This is a genomic window from Moorena sp. SIO3I6 (genome assembly GCF_010672095.1).
In genome coordinates, this window is the sequence record NZ_JAAHHU010000065.1 from 1 (window position 1) to 15,473 (window position 15,473).

A 15,473-nucleotide genomic window follows, 5' to 3' on the forward strand; every position below is an offset into this window, starting at 1 on the left:
TACAAGAAAATCAAGCCAAAGTTTATAAAAAAGCCTTAAAATATGTCAGAAAAAAAACCGCTATGATGATTCAATTTCCTGAAGACTGTCCCTATGCTCTCGAACAATTATTAGATCAAGATTGGCTACCTTAGTCAGCGCTCAGCAGTCAGCGGTCAGCTTTGTGGCAAAGGCTTTGGCCTTGGCCAAAAGGCCACGCGGGGCGCGTTTGGCCACGCTGTGCGAACGACCCTGGGACCTACCCATTAGCTGATAGCTGAACGCGCACGCGTGCGCGTAGCGCATTAGCTGAATGCTTACTAAAATAAAGATTGAACTTGAAGTATTGAGTCAAAGACCACTTGATTGCTAGCAGCGCTGTCATCAAACTCATCAATAGACGTGCTAGGATCAATAAACCCAATGATGTAGTAGGAACCAGGGTTGAGGTTAGGAAAAGAACCACTCCATGTTGCGTAATCCCAATTGAAAGGATCTAAGGAGCTTATTGTATCGCTACCAAGTAACCAATAGCGTAAGGTGCGTTGCAACGCACCCTACAGGTGTATTTTATGGGTAAGTCCTGTTCAAGTATTGAGTCAAAGACCACTTGATTACTAGCAGCCCTGTCATCAAACTCATCAATAGACCTGCTAGGGTCAATTTTTTGTCGGCGTTGCTGAATCGAGGAATCAATGCGCGATCATCTGGTTTTGTTAAAGCCCCCTAAATCCACCAATTTTGGAGGACTTTGAGAGTTTTATCACACCAAAAATTTGGCACAATCATACCCAAAATCAGCAATTTTTTTTTGTTAATCTACTTGCTATTCAGTTGACAATACCAAGAAGCATGGTATATGTATTTTGGGATCTTTTCTGCTTCAAACTCCAACAGATTGTCCTGTGGTAATATAGCTGGAAAAGGTGCTGTTTGTTCGCACACTCGAAACAAGCTTGCTTCCAGATAATCTAGCTTGCCCTTGGCATTATAAACAGCCTTTTTAACATTCAGCTCCCCATTGCCCCATGTCTGGCATCCTAACTGGCCATGAGAAGGGTCTGAGTATAATTGCCGTGAGTAAGTGATCACCTCTTCCACGGGTGTTGTTCCACCTGGTCGAACCCTATAGGTTCCTGGCATTAATTTCTTGCCTGGCAACGACAATTGAATCTCCGCAACATTGCCTCTGGCTGGTGCATTTGCTCCCCCCTGAAGACAAGCTCTAGTAGCATCTGATTCGCATTGCTGCTTAGGTATGCTGGAAACTTGAAACAGATATTTGATAGTATTACCCTGATTGATCAAAGTAATATCGAAAGCCCCATTATTATCGTCAGTGATAGACTCGGCATAGTTATCTGGATTGGTCAGGACTGAAGAGGGAAAGTCCACATGGGCTTCAAAATTAAATTTTTCAGCATAAAAATGAACTATCTCATTTTCACTCTTGGACTGAAATCCTTGTTGACCAGTCATTTGATGTTCGTCGTTTTGGTATGGAACTGTTGCTTGAGAAAACGGCTTTGAAACAGCTAATAAAGTAGCTCCAAAAGCTGTAGCACCAAAAACAACTATGAAATAATAGGTTTTAAACCATCGATTCTTTCTCAAAACTTCCACCTCCTGACGGGGTTAGTCTCAGGGCAAACGCATCTTATTTTTGTACATGCTGGCGGGGTGAGGATTTCAGCGTACGAGTCCTGTTTTTAATCAATTGATGAAATCCTGACTGGATAAGGGTTTTGGAATTTAGATGCGTTTGCCCTGGGGTTAGTCTACCCTCGATAAGTTAGCTAACACAAGTCTCTCGACCACATACCCCTAGACGAAGATAAAATCACGGCTTATAGACACGTTTGTCGTCTCATCGAGGATACCGATGAGATCACCTTGGTAAAAGATGGTAATGTCTGAGGGGTCAGTAACACTATAATACAGAGAGTAGCTACTGGCACTGCCAAAGACTCGGATGCGATCGCCTTCATTCGAGTTGAAGTCAAGAATGTTAGCATATCCAACACCTCGATAGTAAGCTTCATAGGAGTCACCCAAGACAAAGATATCTGCTCCGGCATTACCAGTCAGATTATCATATTCACCAGTACCAGAATTGAAGACATTAGGATTTGAACCTGTGAGGACATCATCCCCTGACCCGCCAAACAGTGTGTCACTGTTTGCACCTCCAATCATTGTATCGTCACCGGAAAACCCTTTTAGAGTATCATTGCCAGCATCGCCGTAGTAGCGTTCGTTGCCAGTATACCCGTAAATGTAATCATTACCATTGCCGCCGTGAAAAGTGTCGTCACCCAAGGAGGTAATATTAACGTAATCGTTACCATCACCGAGATAGAGCAAGTCATCACCATTCCCACCATCAAGGGTATCATTTCCAGTTCCACCATCAAGGGTATCATTGCCTCCATAGCCGTAGAGGGTGTCATTTCCAGAATTTCCCAGCAGCTTATTATTAGCGCTGTTACCAGAGATGCGGTCATTCCCTGAGCCACCATAGGCATTCTCAATCAGCGAGCGGCTATCACCGTTGTATTGAAGGGCATTGAAGACATGGCCACGGGCATAATGACCGTTGCCTAGATAGGCTTGCTGGAAGTGCCCCCCGCTGGTATCAAGGTTAGACCAACCACCTGGACTCAGGTCGATGGATAGATTAGTGGTGTAGTTAGAGAAGTCGTAGGTATCAATCCCATTACCATCCCAGATGGTGCGGAAGATGCGGTTAGCACCAGGTGTGCCTTGCCCGACACCATTGACAAACATCTCCCCGGTAGTGGTTGAGAATTTATAAGTGGTGTTGGTAGCATTGTAGCCAAACCATGCACCATACATATGTTGGATCGCCGCAATATCGTACATCATCAGGGACTGGGCATATCCGAATTCCTCGTTGGTATAGTGATCTGCCGAATGCCCGACATAGGAGCGGTAGGTCATAATCGAGAACTCCATGGAGTCGCGATCGGAGTTCATAGCGACATTACTAACACCACCAATCTGATGACCGTGTTTCAGGCCCAAGGCATGACCAAGTTCATGCCCGAAGGTATGATAAGCAAAGTTGCCAATGACGGGGTTATTGTAATCGTTAGGATTGAACCAGATATCGCCTCCTTGGACAGTGTTGGCAGGGTAATAGGCCCACGCTGTATTGCTTCCTAATTCAGGCGGTATGTTAGACTCGGCCATACGAATGGTGGCATTGCGGTCATTGGCACCGGTCAGTTCAGACGGGTTGAGTAAGGAAACATTATAGAATTCTCCCCCTGGCCCAATCCATGCCCCGGCCACAGCTCGCTGGGTTGCGTTTAAGGTTTGGAAGCTAGCTCCATGATACGTACGGTGTGGATAATTGGACTCATAGTCATTGATGCTATTAGGGAAGCTAAAGCTCAGTGAGGTAGAAGACCACTTAACCCCACTCAGTAAGCCATCAATGTTATTGTTGCCGGTTGCTGTTACAGTTGTTGATTGTAACCCAGTCATTGCTATTGCCTCTAAAGTTTGAATTAAGTAGAACTTGTGTATTGATGAGCAACCGATTACTAACTGCCATGACTACCCTAGTGGTAGGCATTAAGCAATTAGTGCATTAGCTGAAAGCTGAGTGCTGATAGCTGATGCAGGAAGTATCTATAGACTGATCAGGCCAAACACCAAAAGTTATGCAGTAAACTTTCAATATGTTGACAGTTACAGATTCCAAAAAAAATCACAAAAATGCCTCTGTTAGTAGCGAGTAAAAACCTTATTAGTCAAAGCTAGTAAATCGTAATTTTATTGGTTATTGGTTTATTCATTAACCGGTCAGTTCATCTAAAAATCAAGCATATCAAGTCAATTAATTAGCCCATCTAGACCCCAAGACTCACGCGATAACCATGAACTGACCTATCGAAGACAGATAGTTTGAAGCTGGATTTAAGTAATTAGTTAGGAGTTTTATAAACTTTTGGTATTGATGGCTTACTTATATCCAATCAAATTTTATATCTAACTCAGATAAAAATTATAAAGTTTACGGAAAATTCACTAAACCTTTAACTATAAAAAGCTTTGATAAAGATGAGATAGAATATGCATATTTTATCTATTTTTGCACAATGGATGTAATCTATAGCGTTTCTCATAGTTATGAGGTACATTCAATTTTTCCATGGGCCATTCCCTACTCCCTACTCCCATTAACCCAGGAGGAAGTACCTCACCCAATTGAGAAACGCTATAATATATTGACATCTCCACTAGAAATGGTAGAGAACACAAATTAACCACTAGTAGCCATTTGCTGTTAAAGAAGTCATACCACCCACATCAAGGTTCGATCCCATGGCTGTATAAAACGCGATGTTCTGAAGGAACATCGCGTTTTATACTTTGGGCTAATCCCATCTAGGGATCACCTTCACTCAATCTTCTGTAGCCCAGCACCTCAATGCGATCGCAAACAACCGTCATCCTTCAACCTACCCTAAGGCAAGGCCAATAACCTTCAACCTTTAACCTTCAACCTTTAACCTTCAACTTTAAACATTCAACCAATACCATTCAACCAATACCAACCGCAACTTAATTGACCACCGATGGCTTCAACTCATCTTCGGTGTCAGCACTGGTTGCCTTAAGGCCATTATCCGGCAAGGGATGACGAGCCTCAATGAGTTTGATCGCACGACTGACACTTTCTGGCAGAATCACCACTAAACCACCATCAGCCACTTTATCCAAACCCCTATCAATTGCCTCTGTTTCGTTGAGGATAATCTCATAGTTGGACTCGCGATTTTCCTCTCGTATGCCCTTACGAATTAACTCAGCTGCATCACCACTGGGACGTCCTCTTAAGTCATCATCTTCTTTGATAATAATCCTGTCAAAGATTTTTGCTGAGAGTCGTCCTAATTCAATAAAGTCTTCATCCCGGCGATCCCCAGGACCACCCACAACCCCAAAGCGCTCTCCGGGCCAGTTGCGCACAAAACTACCCAATGCCTCGTAACTAGCTGCATTGTGGGCATAATCCACTAGAGCATGGTAACTGCCAAGATTGAACAAATTCATTCGTCCCGGTGTCTGGTCTACAGAAGCCCGAAATGTGGTCAATGCCTTTCGAATGGCCTCAATCGAGACTCCTTGAGCAAAGGCAGCGAGACTCGCAGCTAGAGCATTAGCAATCATAAAAGGTGCCCGTCCCCCAATTGTCACTGGCACATTGACTGCCTGCTCAATCCGCAGGGTCCAATCCCCTTTGATGATAGATAAATAACCATTTTCGTAAACCGCCGCCAGACCACCACCACTAGTGTGATTTTTGACCAACTCATTCTCTGAGTTCATCGAGAAATAAGCCACTTGACCCTTTACCTTTTCTGCCATAGCTCTGACTAGGGGGTCATCAGCATTGAGGATAGCATAGCCCTTCGGACTCACCACTTCCGCCACAACACTCTTCACCTTGGCCATCTGTTCAATGGTGTCGATGTCTCCAATTCCCAAGTGGTCAGCGGAGACATTTAAAACCACCCCAATATCACATTTGTCAAAGGCCAAGCCAGAACGCAGGATACCGCCCCGGGCAGTTTCGAGGACTGCCACCTCAACTGTAGGGTCTCTGAGAATTACCTGAGCACTTTGGGGTCCAGTGGTATCACCTTTTTCCACCATATATTCATCAATGTAGATGCCATCTGTAGTGGTATAGCCCACAACCTGTCCAGTTTGGCGATAGATATGGGCAATTAAGCGGGTTGTCGTGGTTTTCCCATTGGTACCTGTAATCGCGATGATGGGAATACGGTTAGGTTGCCCATTTGGGAAGAGCATATCTAGGACTGGTGCTGCCACATTCCGGGGCTGACCTTGACTAGGACAAACATGCATCCTAAAGCCAGGGGCAGCATTCACCTCAACCACCACCCCATCAGCTTCCCGTAAAGGCTTAGTGATATCGGAGGTGACAATATCAATTCCAGCAATATCCAGACCAATAATTTTGGCAACCCGCTGTGCCAGCCAGATAGTTTCTGGATGGATGTTATCGGTGTGGTCTACAGCAATACCCCCAGTGCTGAGATTGGCAGTTTCCCGCAAGTAACAAACTTCCCCCTTTCTGGGTATACTGTCCAATCTGTACCCTTGCTTCTTCAAGACACTCTCACTGGTAGCGTCTAACACAATTTTAGTCAAGAGATTGTCGTGTCCCTCACCGCGATGGGGATCAAGGTTAGTTTGCTCAATCAGTTCCTCAATCGTAGACCTACCATTCCCCACCACATGGGCAGGGATACGCTCTGCTACCGCTACTACCTTGCCATTGACCACAAGAATCCGGTGGTCAAAACCTTTATAATAGCGCTCCACAATCACAGAGCGGGAGACTTCTTTGGCGGTCTTATAGGCAGTCTGCGCCTCTTCCCAGCTATTAATATCGAGGGTAATGCCTCGTCCATGATTCCCATTCAGGGGTTTAATCACAATCGGGTAGCCACCTACATACTCAATTGCCCCTTCCAACTCATCTAGGAATCGAATCGTTGTCCCCCGGGGAACCGGTACACCAGCATCCCTCAGGATTTGTTTGGTACCTTCTTTATCACAAGCCAACTCAACCCCTAAAATCCCTGAATAATCACTCAATGTGGCTTGAATCCGCTTTTGGTGGACACCGTAGCCCAGTTGAATCATCGCTCTCGCGCTCAGCTGCATCCAGGGAATTTCTCTGGCTTCGGCTTCCTTAACCAGGGATTGAGTGCTTGGTCCTAAAGCTGAATTATTAGCCAGTTCTTGTAAATCTTTCAGGTCTTGTTCTAATTCACTTTGGGGATAGGTTTGCTTATCAATGATGCTACGACACAGCCGCACAGCTGCCCTAGCGGCATAACGACCCACCTGCTCATCAATGTACTCAAATATGACCTGGTAGACTCCTGGTGTCGCTGTTTCCCTAGTGCGACCAAATCCAACCCCCATGCCTGCCAGATCTTGTAGTTCTAGGGCAACGTGTTCAATGATGTGCCCCATCATGGTGCCTCTGGCAACCCGAGCAAGGAATCCCCCCCGGACACCAGGGGAACAGAAATGCTCTTCCAGACTGGGTAGGACAGTCTTTAGTCCCTTATAGAAGCCAGGAATCTCGTTGGAGGGGGTATTTGCCAATTCCTCTAAATCGAGACGCATGACAATAAGTTTGTGATGTCCAATACTCCAATAATTAGGGCCACGTAAAGTCTGGATTCTCAGAATTCTCATATCAACTGAAACTTCGGTGGTGATGCTCGCTGAATGTGCAAGGAAGCCTAAAGACGCAATTCATCAAATAAAATTCGCCTTTATCGCCTACTTTGGCACATTATGAGACGATTGGCACGCTTGAAAAGTCTAGCTCCAATCCGGGAATCAGGGGATCCGGTAGGCTGGTGATTAGATTTGGGATAATCTTATTATTATCAACCTTGGAGATAAAAAAAACTGTTCACACAGAACAGTTTTTTCAAAATTCTCCATAATTATCCATTGCACCCAGCAAGTCCTCAGATGAGTTCCCCCAACTACAGTCATGAGGAAAACCCCTGATTAAGGCGCTGCATCCCTTGGCACAGGGCAGGTAAAGCCATACTCAAAAGTGTGGGCTGGTTATTGCGCTTGTTGTCCAGGAGGTAAGGTTTAGCTTTCTACTGCGAATAACGAACGCTTGTGAAAGTGGTAGCGATCGCCATGACACAGAACATGCACTCGCAGATTGTGGATACTGATCGGGTCGTTATGACCAATCTTAGGCTGGTTGGTGTAAGACATTTCCTTGGGATCAATAATTGTGACAGTGCCTTTACCCATCACTTCTAACCAACCATTTTTTTCAAACAAAGCACAGGTATCTTCATCGATTCCGATGGCCAATCGCTCCGGATGTTCCGAAATAGCACTGATCAGGCGTGCCATACGATTCCGATGGTGGAAATGTTGATCGACAATCACCTCTGGAATGATTCCTAAGCCCATGGTTATATCCACCAAAGAACGATTAGGAAACTCACCACTACCACCACCAGCAATCATGTGATGACCCATAACTGCAGCCCCAGCACTTGTCCCAGCTATGGTAATCTCGCTCTGATGAACCCGCTGCCGAACTTTTTCCATTAAGGGGGTATCGGCTAGTAGCCCGCACAAGCGTAGTTGGTCACCTCCAGTCATGAATACCCCGGTACAGATTTCCAAGTACTCTAGTAAGTCTTGGTTTTCTGCTTGATAGCGATCGCGTATATCTAGCAACCGAATTTCCTCGGCTCCCATGTCTTGAAAGATGCGTTGATAGCGACTGCCAATCACGCTTGGTTCTCTGGAGGCTGAAGGGATAATGGCAAGGCGAGCATTAGTTCCTCCAGCACGCCGAAAAAAAGTTTGCAGGATCTCTCGTCCGTGAACTTTATCTTCAGCGCCGCCGATTACCAAAATAGCTGGTTGAGTGGACTTAGGCATCCTCATTATTTGCAATTGAGATTCTAACTGCTGCATTATATTAGTAATGGGCATGAGGTGAGTTGAATACTTTTGAGTAGTGCTTTTTAGTTAAAATGCCACATTATAGCAATTTTTCCGTTGAATCCGTGATTTTTTAATGATATTCACGCATTATAGCCTTACCATTTATGCATAATCACTGATTATGTATGTTACCCTCTTCTGACAGGATTCTTAGCTCCAGACCCCAAACCCCCCTTAACTCCTTGTGCGATTTGACATTATCACTCTGTTTCCGGATTTCTTCACCTCTCCCCTGAGTTCAGGGCTGCTTGGTAAGGCACTCCTCAAACAAATAGCCGAAGTGCATCTGATCAACCCCCGAGACTTTGCTACTGACAAGCATCGACGAGTTGATGATGAACCCTACGGTGGTGGCGTAGGAATGTTGATGAAACCAGAGCCGATTTTTGCGGCTGTAGAGTCTTTACCCATTTTACCACAGCGTGATGTCATCTTAATGACTCCCCAGGGGCAACCCATGAAACAGCAATTGTTCAAAGAATTGGCCACAGGTTATGATCAGCTGGTGATAATTTGTGGACACTACGAAGGTGTGGATGAGCGGGTATTACACTTAGTCACCCGAGAGGTATCACTGGGGGATTTTGTCTTAACCTGTGGAGAAATCCCTGCCCTAGCCATGATTAACGGTGTCACCCGGTTGCTACCAGGAACAGTAGGCAAAGCGGAATCCCTTAAATTAGAAAGCTTTGAAGCCGGGTTACTGGACTATCCTCAGTACACCAGACCTGCTGAGTTTCGGGGATGGAAGGTTCCAGAAGTTCTGTTATCAGGAAATCATGGGGAAATTGACCGTTGGCGTAAAGAGCAGCAAATTCAGAGAACCAAAGAACGCCGTCCTGATTTGTTTGACACTCTCTAAATAGCAAAGGGAACAGGGAGTAGGGAGTAGGGAGTAGGGAATCGGGAATCGGGAGTAGGGAATCGGGAATCGGGAGTAGGGAATCGGGAATCGGGAATCGGGAATCGGGCATGGCTTGTCAAATGAAAATGGTATATAAAAAGAGATTGTCAAGCTCCTACTAAGGCAAACTTTAAGATAAATACTGTTGCTAAAATCCACATGGTAATAGTCGTTTCGTGAACTTTACCCTGAAAAGCCTTCAACAGAGGAAAGGTAATTAAACCGACAGCTAAGCCATCAGCAATCGAATAACTTAAAGGCATGATCAAGATGGTCAGAAATGAGGGAATTGACTCGGCTGGATCGTCCCAATGGATTTTTCTAACACTTCCGATCATCAACACTCCAACCATGACTAAGGCTGGTGCTGTGGCAAAGCTGGGAATGGCCGATAGAAAGGGAATGAAAACTATCGATAGGGCAAATAAAATGGCAGTAACAACGGCAGTCAAGCCAGTGCGTCCCCCTTCCAATAGTCCTGATGCGGACTCAATATAGGTGGTTACGGTAGAGGTGCCGAAGATTGCCCCAGCAGTAGTACCGATTGCATCTGCCATAAAGGCTCGGGACCCATGGGTAAATTGCCCCTTTTGATTGAGATAACCTGCTTTGACTCCTAGTCCAGTTAGGGTACCAACGGTATCAAACAGATCCACAAACAGTAGCACAAATAGGATACTCAGTAGTTCCCAGATATTGGTCTGAACTACCTGTGACAGACCTACAAATGCCTGACCCAGTAAATCTCCTGGCCACTGGGGTAAGGCAACAATTCCTTGTGGCCAAGGGGCTATACCCAAAATCCATGCCAGTAATGCGGTGGCAAGAATACCCCACAGCAGTGCTCCGGTAATGCGTCGAGCGATCAAGGCTGAGGTAATTAGAATCCCGACAATGGTGACTAATGTGGCTGGCTGAGTCAACTCTCCCAAGGTAGTGGTAGTTGCCTGAGACTGAGCAATGATACCTGAACTATTGAGACCAATATAAGCAATAAATAAACCAATGCCTGTGGTGGTGGCTTGTTTAATACATTCGGGAATTCCAGTCACAATTTTACGGCGAACCCCAGTCACCGTCAGCACTATAAAAATTAGTCCTTCAATCAAAACAGCAGCCAGAGCAACCCGCCAATCGATGCCTAAACCCAACACTACTGAAAAGGTAAAGTAGGCATTGAGACCCATGCCTGGTGCTAGGGCAAATGGATATTTGGCATAGAGTCCCATCACTAGGGTTGCCAAAGCAGCTGAAATACCCGTGGCAATCACTAGTTCCCCAAACAAATCCTTGGGTTGTTGGAGGAAAATGGCATTAGACAAAATATCGGGATTGACCACCAGAATGTATGCCATGGTGACAAAGGTGGTTACTCCCGCCAGAATCTCGGTACTAAGTTTGGCTTGGTGTTGATCAAATTGGAAGAATTTAGCGATCGCGTTCGCGCAGCGTCGGCTCTGCCGAAAGCGTGACCAAAGGTCAATCCCATTGGTATCTTCCACGACTGGACGCGGTTCACTCAACGGGTCAGATTCTGGAGTCATGGCAAGGCAAGGGTAATCAATCTGCTGCTAGCATAGTGGTTTTTTGGCAAATGCGATCGCGTAATCTAAATCTGTAACCTCGGCGTTGCGTCAGTCTTTGAATGAATAGGAGTAGAGTGGGCATCCTGCCCGCCCCAAAAGTACGCCGAACAGGCAAGATGCCTATTCCACCTCACTCTTAAAATCATTCCATTATTAAGCAACGCTGTAACCTCTGCTGGCTCCAATCTATCCTTTGAGAATAGATTAGGGTTTACCTGAAATAACAACACGACCAACAGCTACCACAAAACCGCCAACTGCTGTGATCAAAATGCCGATCAATGTCCAAATTTGTGCCTTGGTTGAACCTTTTAATTCTTTGACATCCGTTGCAATCGCGTCTACTTGTATCTCTACTTTTATTAGTCTTTCGTTTATCTTATTGACATCTTTTTGAAGGCTGTCTAGCTTCCCGTTTATGTCTTTTAAGACTTCCTCTAAGGAGTAAGTAATTGTTATGGGTGTCTCGCTCATGGGTTAAACTCCTAATTAATTATTGGTGATGTCATATACCCTTGACTTTTGTTGCCAAATCTTGGAATAATACCAACTAATTGTATACTAGCTTAGTTCGTTAATACTGCATCCAAACAATTTGGATGAGGTAATTATAACGTTTTTGGCAGTTATGAGGTACAGTAGTCTTTGAGGCTGACTCCCTTAAAAACATTTTTACTATTGCTAGCATGCCTATTGCCTTTTGCCTTAAAAGGATAAGTTTTGTTCTAAAAAGTTACTGATAATTGCTATCTATGGATGACTTGGTGAAAAATTAGATCCCTGAAAAAGCCCTAAACGTTGCATCATGGGATGATCTCCGGGAGTTTCGTAAAACTGGGAGCAAATCCCTACACACCACTGTCGAGTTTATGCCTGGACAGGTAATATGTAAATTTTGCGCAAAAAAGAGCCTAGATCGTCCCAATTATTTAACTGTCCAAATTGGCGATTGCCAACATATTATGCTGGATCCAGAGTTTTTGCAGTATATCAATCATAGCTGCGCTCCCAATGTATTTTTCGCTCCAAGCGATCGCGTTCTGAAGGCCATAACTAAAATTAAAATTGGCGAGGAACTGACTTGATTTTATCCATCGACGGAATGGTCGATGGATAGAGAATTTGATTGTAGTTGTCAAAGCAAAGATTGCCTAGGTACTATTCGAGGTGCCGCCTACTTACCCTTAGATATTTTAACAAAATACAAACTTGCAGAGCATATACAGCAGCGCTTGCTTAAACAATATTGATTTCATAAATTTTGCTTTATAAACAGTTTTAATCAACAGTATCAAATAAAATTAGGAAAGCTACCACTATGAATAAATACGATAACATTGCCGAGTATTATGACTCCACTATGAAGAGTGGGTATTACGACTATCCGAAAGAAGCTCAGTCCCTCGACTCTATCCTCAAAGGTCGGAAAAAACTTCTCGAAATAGGGGTGGGAACGGGATTGCTTGCAGAAAAACTGCTGGAATTAGATCCCAGCTATGAGATAACTGGAATAGATTTTACTCCTGCTATGTTAGACCGGGCTAAAGCTCGTTTGGGAAATCGAGCAAAGGTAGTAGAAGGTAATGTGTTATCAATGGATCTGCAAGAATCTTTTGATGGCATATATTCCCATGGGGGTCCGGCAGGTGTATGTCGGGTTGGTAAGGATTACCACTTATACAGTTTTCTGCCCAATTTTGAGGACACCGTTAAAATGTTAAACAATATTGCCTGCCATTTAGTTGAAGGAGGCTTGTTTGTACTTAATATTCAAGCAGAATAAATTGATGCAGATGGCGAGCAAGAGATTGGCAATGGCATTGTTTACGCTCAGCAAAAGCATCTCGATTTCCTAGAGAATAAAGAAATGTACTTTTGGGAAACAGACTATCGTTTCAAAAAACAAGGTAGAATAGTTGCTAGCGATCGCCATAAGTTCTTAATGGTGTACGGCCAACTTCTAGAAGATACCATGAAGGCGGCAGGGTTTAAGTGGAAAGAGGCGACTCCCGACGATTTATATATGGTTTACAAAAAAGTGATGTAAAAGCAAGTTTTAGTGCGAAGCAACGAGAAAAACTTATTCACAACAATTAAGATTTGGCAGTAGCATGATCTCAAAAGACGATAACAATCAAGAAAAAAAAGATGGGTGGCGAGATGATGTAGCTGAATTTAGAAATTGGATGAAAATTATTCCAACTATTCCTGAGAAATTGTTTAAGATTGCCAGTGATATTCCCACCCCGGCACTGGTGTACGACCTAGATGCCATCACTGACACTGTAACCGCTTTACGAAACGACCTCAGAGAAATTCCGAATATTGAGCTTTGTTTGGCTGTTAAAGCAAACCGCTGCCAATCTGTGTTGCGTCATATGGCTAAACTTGGGCTAGGAGCAGACATTACCACCATACAAGAGCTAAATGCTGCCATGGCAGCAGGGCTGTGGCCAATCTACTCTACAGCACCAGGCTTCTCAGTTGCGGACCTTAAGCGTTTGGCAACTGAGGGTGTGATTCCAGATTGATGCAGTCTGTCTCAGTTGCGTGTCTGGTGTGAAAGCGCTAACCCAGACAAAAGAGTTGGGCTTCGACTTCGCCTTCCTTTTCACGAAGATGCCAAGGCTAAGAATGTAGTAACCAGGTGGAGTAGATTTGGAGTTGATCCAAAAGATTCTGCTCTACACAGCCTAATACAAACCCATAAGCTTGAGGTCGTCCATCTTCATGTTCATGAAGGTGAAACTTTTTCAGAAGCAGATCTAGATCAGACCCTTGATTTGCTAGTATCTTGCTTGGAAATCTTTCCTAAAGTTGAAGTGCTCAATCTCGGCGGCGGTTGGGCTTACCTGTTCCATCTGCAAAAACCTGAAGCACAACGGGTTTGGAATCTAGTAAATAAAACCATTACTAGTATCAACAACCAGCGCCAGCAACTAGTGCGGCTTGTGATTGAGCCAGGAATGCTATTAACTATGATGGCGGGCTACCTGGTTGCGGAGGTCAAAGCAGCAGACGATCATCCCTCTGGGCATCGCATTGTGGTTTTGGATACCTCTGCTTGGAACTTGATGTTCTGGGCACCACGTCCAGCAGTTGCTCAGATCCCTTTCCGAGAAGGACCGATGTTCGTCCATGACCTCGCAGGTTGTACCTGTTATGAGACAGATTATTTTTGTCTTAACGAAAAGATGGCAAGAATAGAGGTTGGTGACCGCGTGATCTTGAATGCATCGGGTGCCTACACCAGCAGTGTGGCACGGAGTCTGCATGGACTACCAATACCGAAAGAGTTTGTCATTCGCGACAACCGTCTATGCTTGGTTGAGTGATCATATTGGGTGAGCAAAAAAAAAGTGTCTCGAATTACTAGACCTGTTATGAAAATAGAAGCTCAAACCTCGAAGCAGGGAATAAAAAAGCTTGTCAAACCCTTTTGCTCCCCGCTCCCTCACCAGACCGGGGTTTCAAGGAAAGACCCAAGGAATCACACTGGCGCGATCGCAAACTTTGTGATCAGCTGCAAAAGCTGATTACACTCCTTATTATTATTAATAAAGAAGTGGCCACCAGGAAACATGTGTACCGTGAAAGTGCTACTGGTTTGGTCACGCCAGGCAGCAAGCTCATCACTGTTGGCGTCGGTATCCTCCAAACCTCCGAAAGCAGATATCGGACAATTAAGTGGGGGTTCGCTAGTGTAGGTATAGGTTTCGTTAATCCCGAAATCCGCTCGCAGGATCGGTAGAAACAGCTCCATTAGCTCCTGGTTTGCTAGCACAGCCTCTGGTGTGCCATTATATTTACGCAATGCTTCGATCAACTCAGACTTGGGCAAGTTATGAAGGGGAGGTTTTCGAGCAGGTACTTGAGGAGCGCGGCGACCGGAAATGAACAGGTGTCGAGGACTCGGGGCTTCCTGGCGGCGGAGTTGACGGGCTAATTCAAAGCTGATGAGTGCTCCCATACTGTGACCAAAAAAGGCAAAGGGGATATCTAGATAGGGCAGTAAAGCTGGTGTTAGGGTTTCAATCAGAGGCAATAGGCTAGTAACCAGGGGTTCCCGCATTCGCTTGCCCCGTCCAGGCAGTTCCACTGGGCAGACTTCGATATGGGGTGCCAATGGGTCTGGCCAAGTGCGAAAGCTTGAAGCAGCACCACCCGCATAAGGAAAGCAAAATAGGCGCAGGCGGGCTTTAGGATTGGGTTGTGGGCGAGTGATCCAAGAGTTGGTAGTAGTCATTGGTTATTTTGAAGGGAACAGGGAGTAGGGAGTAGGGAGTAGGGAGTAGGGAGTAGGGAGTAGGGAATAGGGAGTAGTGAACGAAATTATCACAATTCATTTAGGATTACTATCTTTGGAAAGTAATCAATAGACTTCGCCGCAGTTTTCGGTAAATGGATCACTTTTGTAATACAAGATAATAGGCTTA

At 44.9% G+C, this 15,473-nt stretch carries 17 protein-coding genes and 1 pseudogene; 9 read left to right on the forward strand and 9 right to left on the reverse strand.

Annotated elements, in window-relative coordinates:
• The first annotated feature begins 62 nt into the window (after positions 1–62).
• Together F6K49_RS19155 and F6K49_RS19160 are read left to right on the forward strand one after the other, a co-directional pair.
• Positions 63–134, forward strand: coding sequence for a hypothetical protein (locus F6K49_RS19155; RefSeq protein ID WP_293099245.1), 72 nt, complete (start codon positions 63–65; stop codon positions 132–134).
• Entirely contained in the window at positions 122–253 is a 132-nt protein-coding gene (locus tag F6K49_RS19160; protein ID WP_293099170.1) for a hypothetical protein, read from the forward strand. The genes F6K49_RS19155 and F6K49_RS19160 overlap by 13 nt, the downstream gene beginning before the upstream one ends.
• A gap of 545 nt (positions 254–798) precedes the next feature.
• On the opposite strand, the gene F6K49_RS19165 is transcribed toward F6K49_RS19160, so the two are convergent.
• Positions 799–1,593 (reverse strand): hypothetical protein, encoded by a 795-nt coding sequence (locus tag F6K49_RS19165; RefSeq protein ID WP_293022818.1) that lies wholly within the window; start codon positions 1,591–1,593, stop codon positions 799–801.
• Positions 1,594–1,803: 210 nt separating this feature from the next.
• Positions 1,804–3,489 carry a M10 family metallopeptidase gene (locus F6K49_RS19170; RefSeq protein ID WP_293022820.1) on the reverse strand — a complete coding sequence of 562 codons (1,686 nt, stop codon included), beginning with the start codon at positions 3,487–3,489 and terminating at the stop codon, positions 1,804–1,806.
• A 617-nt stretch (positions 3,490–4,106) separates the two neighbouring features.
• Here F6K49_RS19170 and F6K49_RS19175 point away from each other — a divergent pair.
• Positions 4,107–4,274, forward strand: coding sequence for a hypothetical protein (locus F6K49_RS19175; RefSeq protein WP_293022822.1), 168 nt, complete (start codon positions 4,107–4,109; stop codon positions 4,272–4,274).
• A gap of 298 nt (positions 4,275–4,572) precedes the next feature.
• Here the strand turns inward: F6K49_RS19175 and cphA are convergent, their stop codons facing one another.
• Both cphA and F6K49_RS19185 read right to left on the reverse strand, forming a co-directional pair.
• Entirely contained in the window at positions 4,573–7,251 is a 2,679-nt protein-coding gene (gene cphA, locus F6K49_RS19180) for a cyanophycin synthetase (protein ID WP_293099173.1), read from the reverse strand.
• A gap of 414 nt (positions 7,252–7,665) precedes the next feature.
• The gene (locus F6K49_RS19185; RefSeq protein WP_364303277.1) at positions 7,666–8,517 is read right to left on the reverse strand and encodes a cyanophycinase; all 852 of its coding nucleotides are present in this window, start codon (positions 8,515–8,517) and stop codon (positions 7,666–7,668) included.
• 214 nt (positions 8,518–8,731) lie between these two features.
• Here F6K49_RS19185 and trmD point away from each other — a divergent pair, with 214 nt between their 5' ends.
• Positions 8,732–9,409, forward strand: a complete 678-nt coding sequence (gene trmD, locus F6K49_RS19190) for a tRNA (guanosine(37)-N1)-methyltransferase TrmD (RefSeq protein WP_293022827.1) — start codon at positions 8,732–8,734, stop codon at positions 9,407–9,409.
• On the opposite strand, the gene F6K49_RS19195 is transcribed toward trmD, so the two are convergent.
• From F6K49_RS19195 to F6K49_RS19210, 4 genes are all read right to left on the reverse strand, one after another.
• Positions 9,406–9,531 (reverse strand): hypothetical protein, encoded by a 126-nt coding sequence (locus F6K49_RS19195; RefSeq protein ID WP_293022830.1) that lies wholly within the window; start codon positions 9,529–9,531, stop codon positions 9,406–9,408. The two genes, trmD and F6K49_RS19195, sit on opposite strands and share 4 nt — an antisense overlap.
• 27 nt (positions 9,532–9,558) lie before the next feature.
• Positions 9,559–10,995 carry an NCS2 family permease gene (locus F6K49_RS19200; protein WP_293099178.1) on the reverse strand — a complete coding sequence of 479 codons (1,437 nt, stop codon included), beginning with the start codon at positions 10,993–10,995 and terminating at the stop codon, positions 9,559–9,561.
• 16 nt (positions 10,996–11,011) lie between these two features.
• A complete protein-coding gene (locus F6K49_RS19205) occupies positions 11,012–11,152 on the reverse strand; it encodes a hypothetical protein (RefSeq protein WP_293044154.1) in 141 nt (46 codons plus the stop codon).
• Positions 11,153–11,241: 89 nt separating this feature from the next.
• Positions 11,242–11,511 carry a hemolysin XhlA family protein gene (locus tag F6K49_RS19210; protein WP_293099182.1) on the reverse strand — a complete coding sequence of 90 codons (270 nt, stop codon included), beginning with the start codon at positions 11,509–11,511 and terminating at the stop codon, positions 11,242–11,244.
• Between the two features lie 488 nt (positions 11,512–11,999).
• Here F6K49_RS19210 and F6K49_RS19215 point away from each other — a divergent pair, with 488 nt between their 5' ends.
• The 5 genes and pseudogenes from F6K49_RS19215 to F6K49_RS19235 all read left to right on the forward strand — a co-directional run bounded on the left by F6K49_RS19215 (position 12,000) and on the right by F6K49_RS19235 (position 14,372).
• On the forward strand, positions 12,000–12,122 hold the full coding sequence (locus F6K49_RS19215) for an SET domain-containing protein-lysine N-methyltransferase (protein ID WP_293099185.1): 123 nt from the start codon (positions 12,000–12,002) through the stop codon (positions 12,120–12,122).
• A 233-nt stretch (positions 12,123–12,355) separates the two neighbouring features.
• On the forward strand, positions 12,356–12,820 hold the full coding sequence (locus F6K49_RS19220) for a class I SAM-dependent methyltransferase (protein WP_293044148.1): 465 nt from the start codon (positions 12,356–12,358) through the stop codon (positions 12,818–12,820).
• Between the two features lie 84 nt (positions 12,821–12,904).
• Positions 12,905–13,084, forward strand: a complete 180-nt coding sequence (locus F6K49_RS19225; RefSeq protein WP_293044146.1) for a hypothetical protein — start codon at positions 12,905–12,907, stop codon at positions 13,082–13,084.
• Positions 13,085–13,223: 139 nt separating this feature from the next.
• A pseudogene (locus F6K49_RS19230) lies at positions 13,224–14,000 on the forward strand (hypothetical protein); the annotation flags it as partial.
• A gap of 18 nt (positions 14,001–14,018) precedes the next feature.
• On the forward strand, positions 14,019–14,372 hold the full coding sequence (locus tag F6K49_RS19235) for a hypothetical protein (RefSeq protein ID WP_293099250.1): 354 nt from the start codon (positions 14,019–14,021) through the stop codon (positions 14,370–14,372).
• A gap of 155 nt (positions 14,373–14,527) precedes the next feature.
• Here F6K49_RS19235 and F6K49_RS19240 read toward each other — a convergent pair whose 3' ends face one another.
• A complete protein-coding gene (locus tag F6K49_RS19240; protein WP_293099188.1) occupies positions 14,528–15,283 on the reverse strand; it encodes a thioesterase II family protein in 756 nt (251 codons plus the stop codon).
• Between the last annotated feature and the right edge of the window lie 190 nt (positions 15,284–15,473).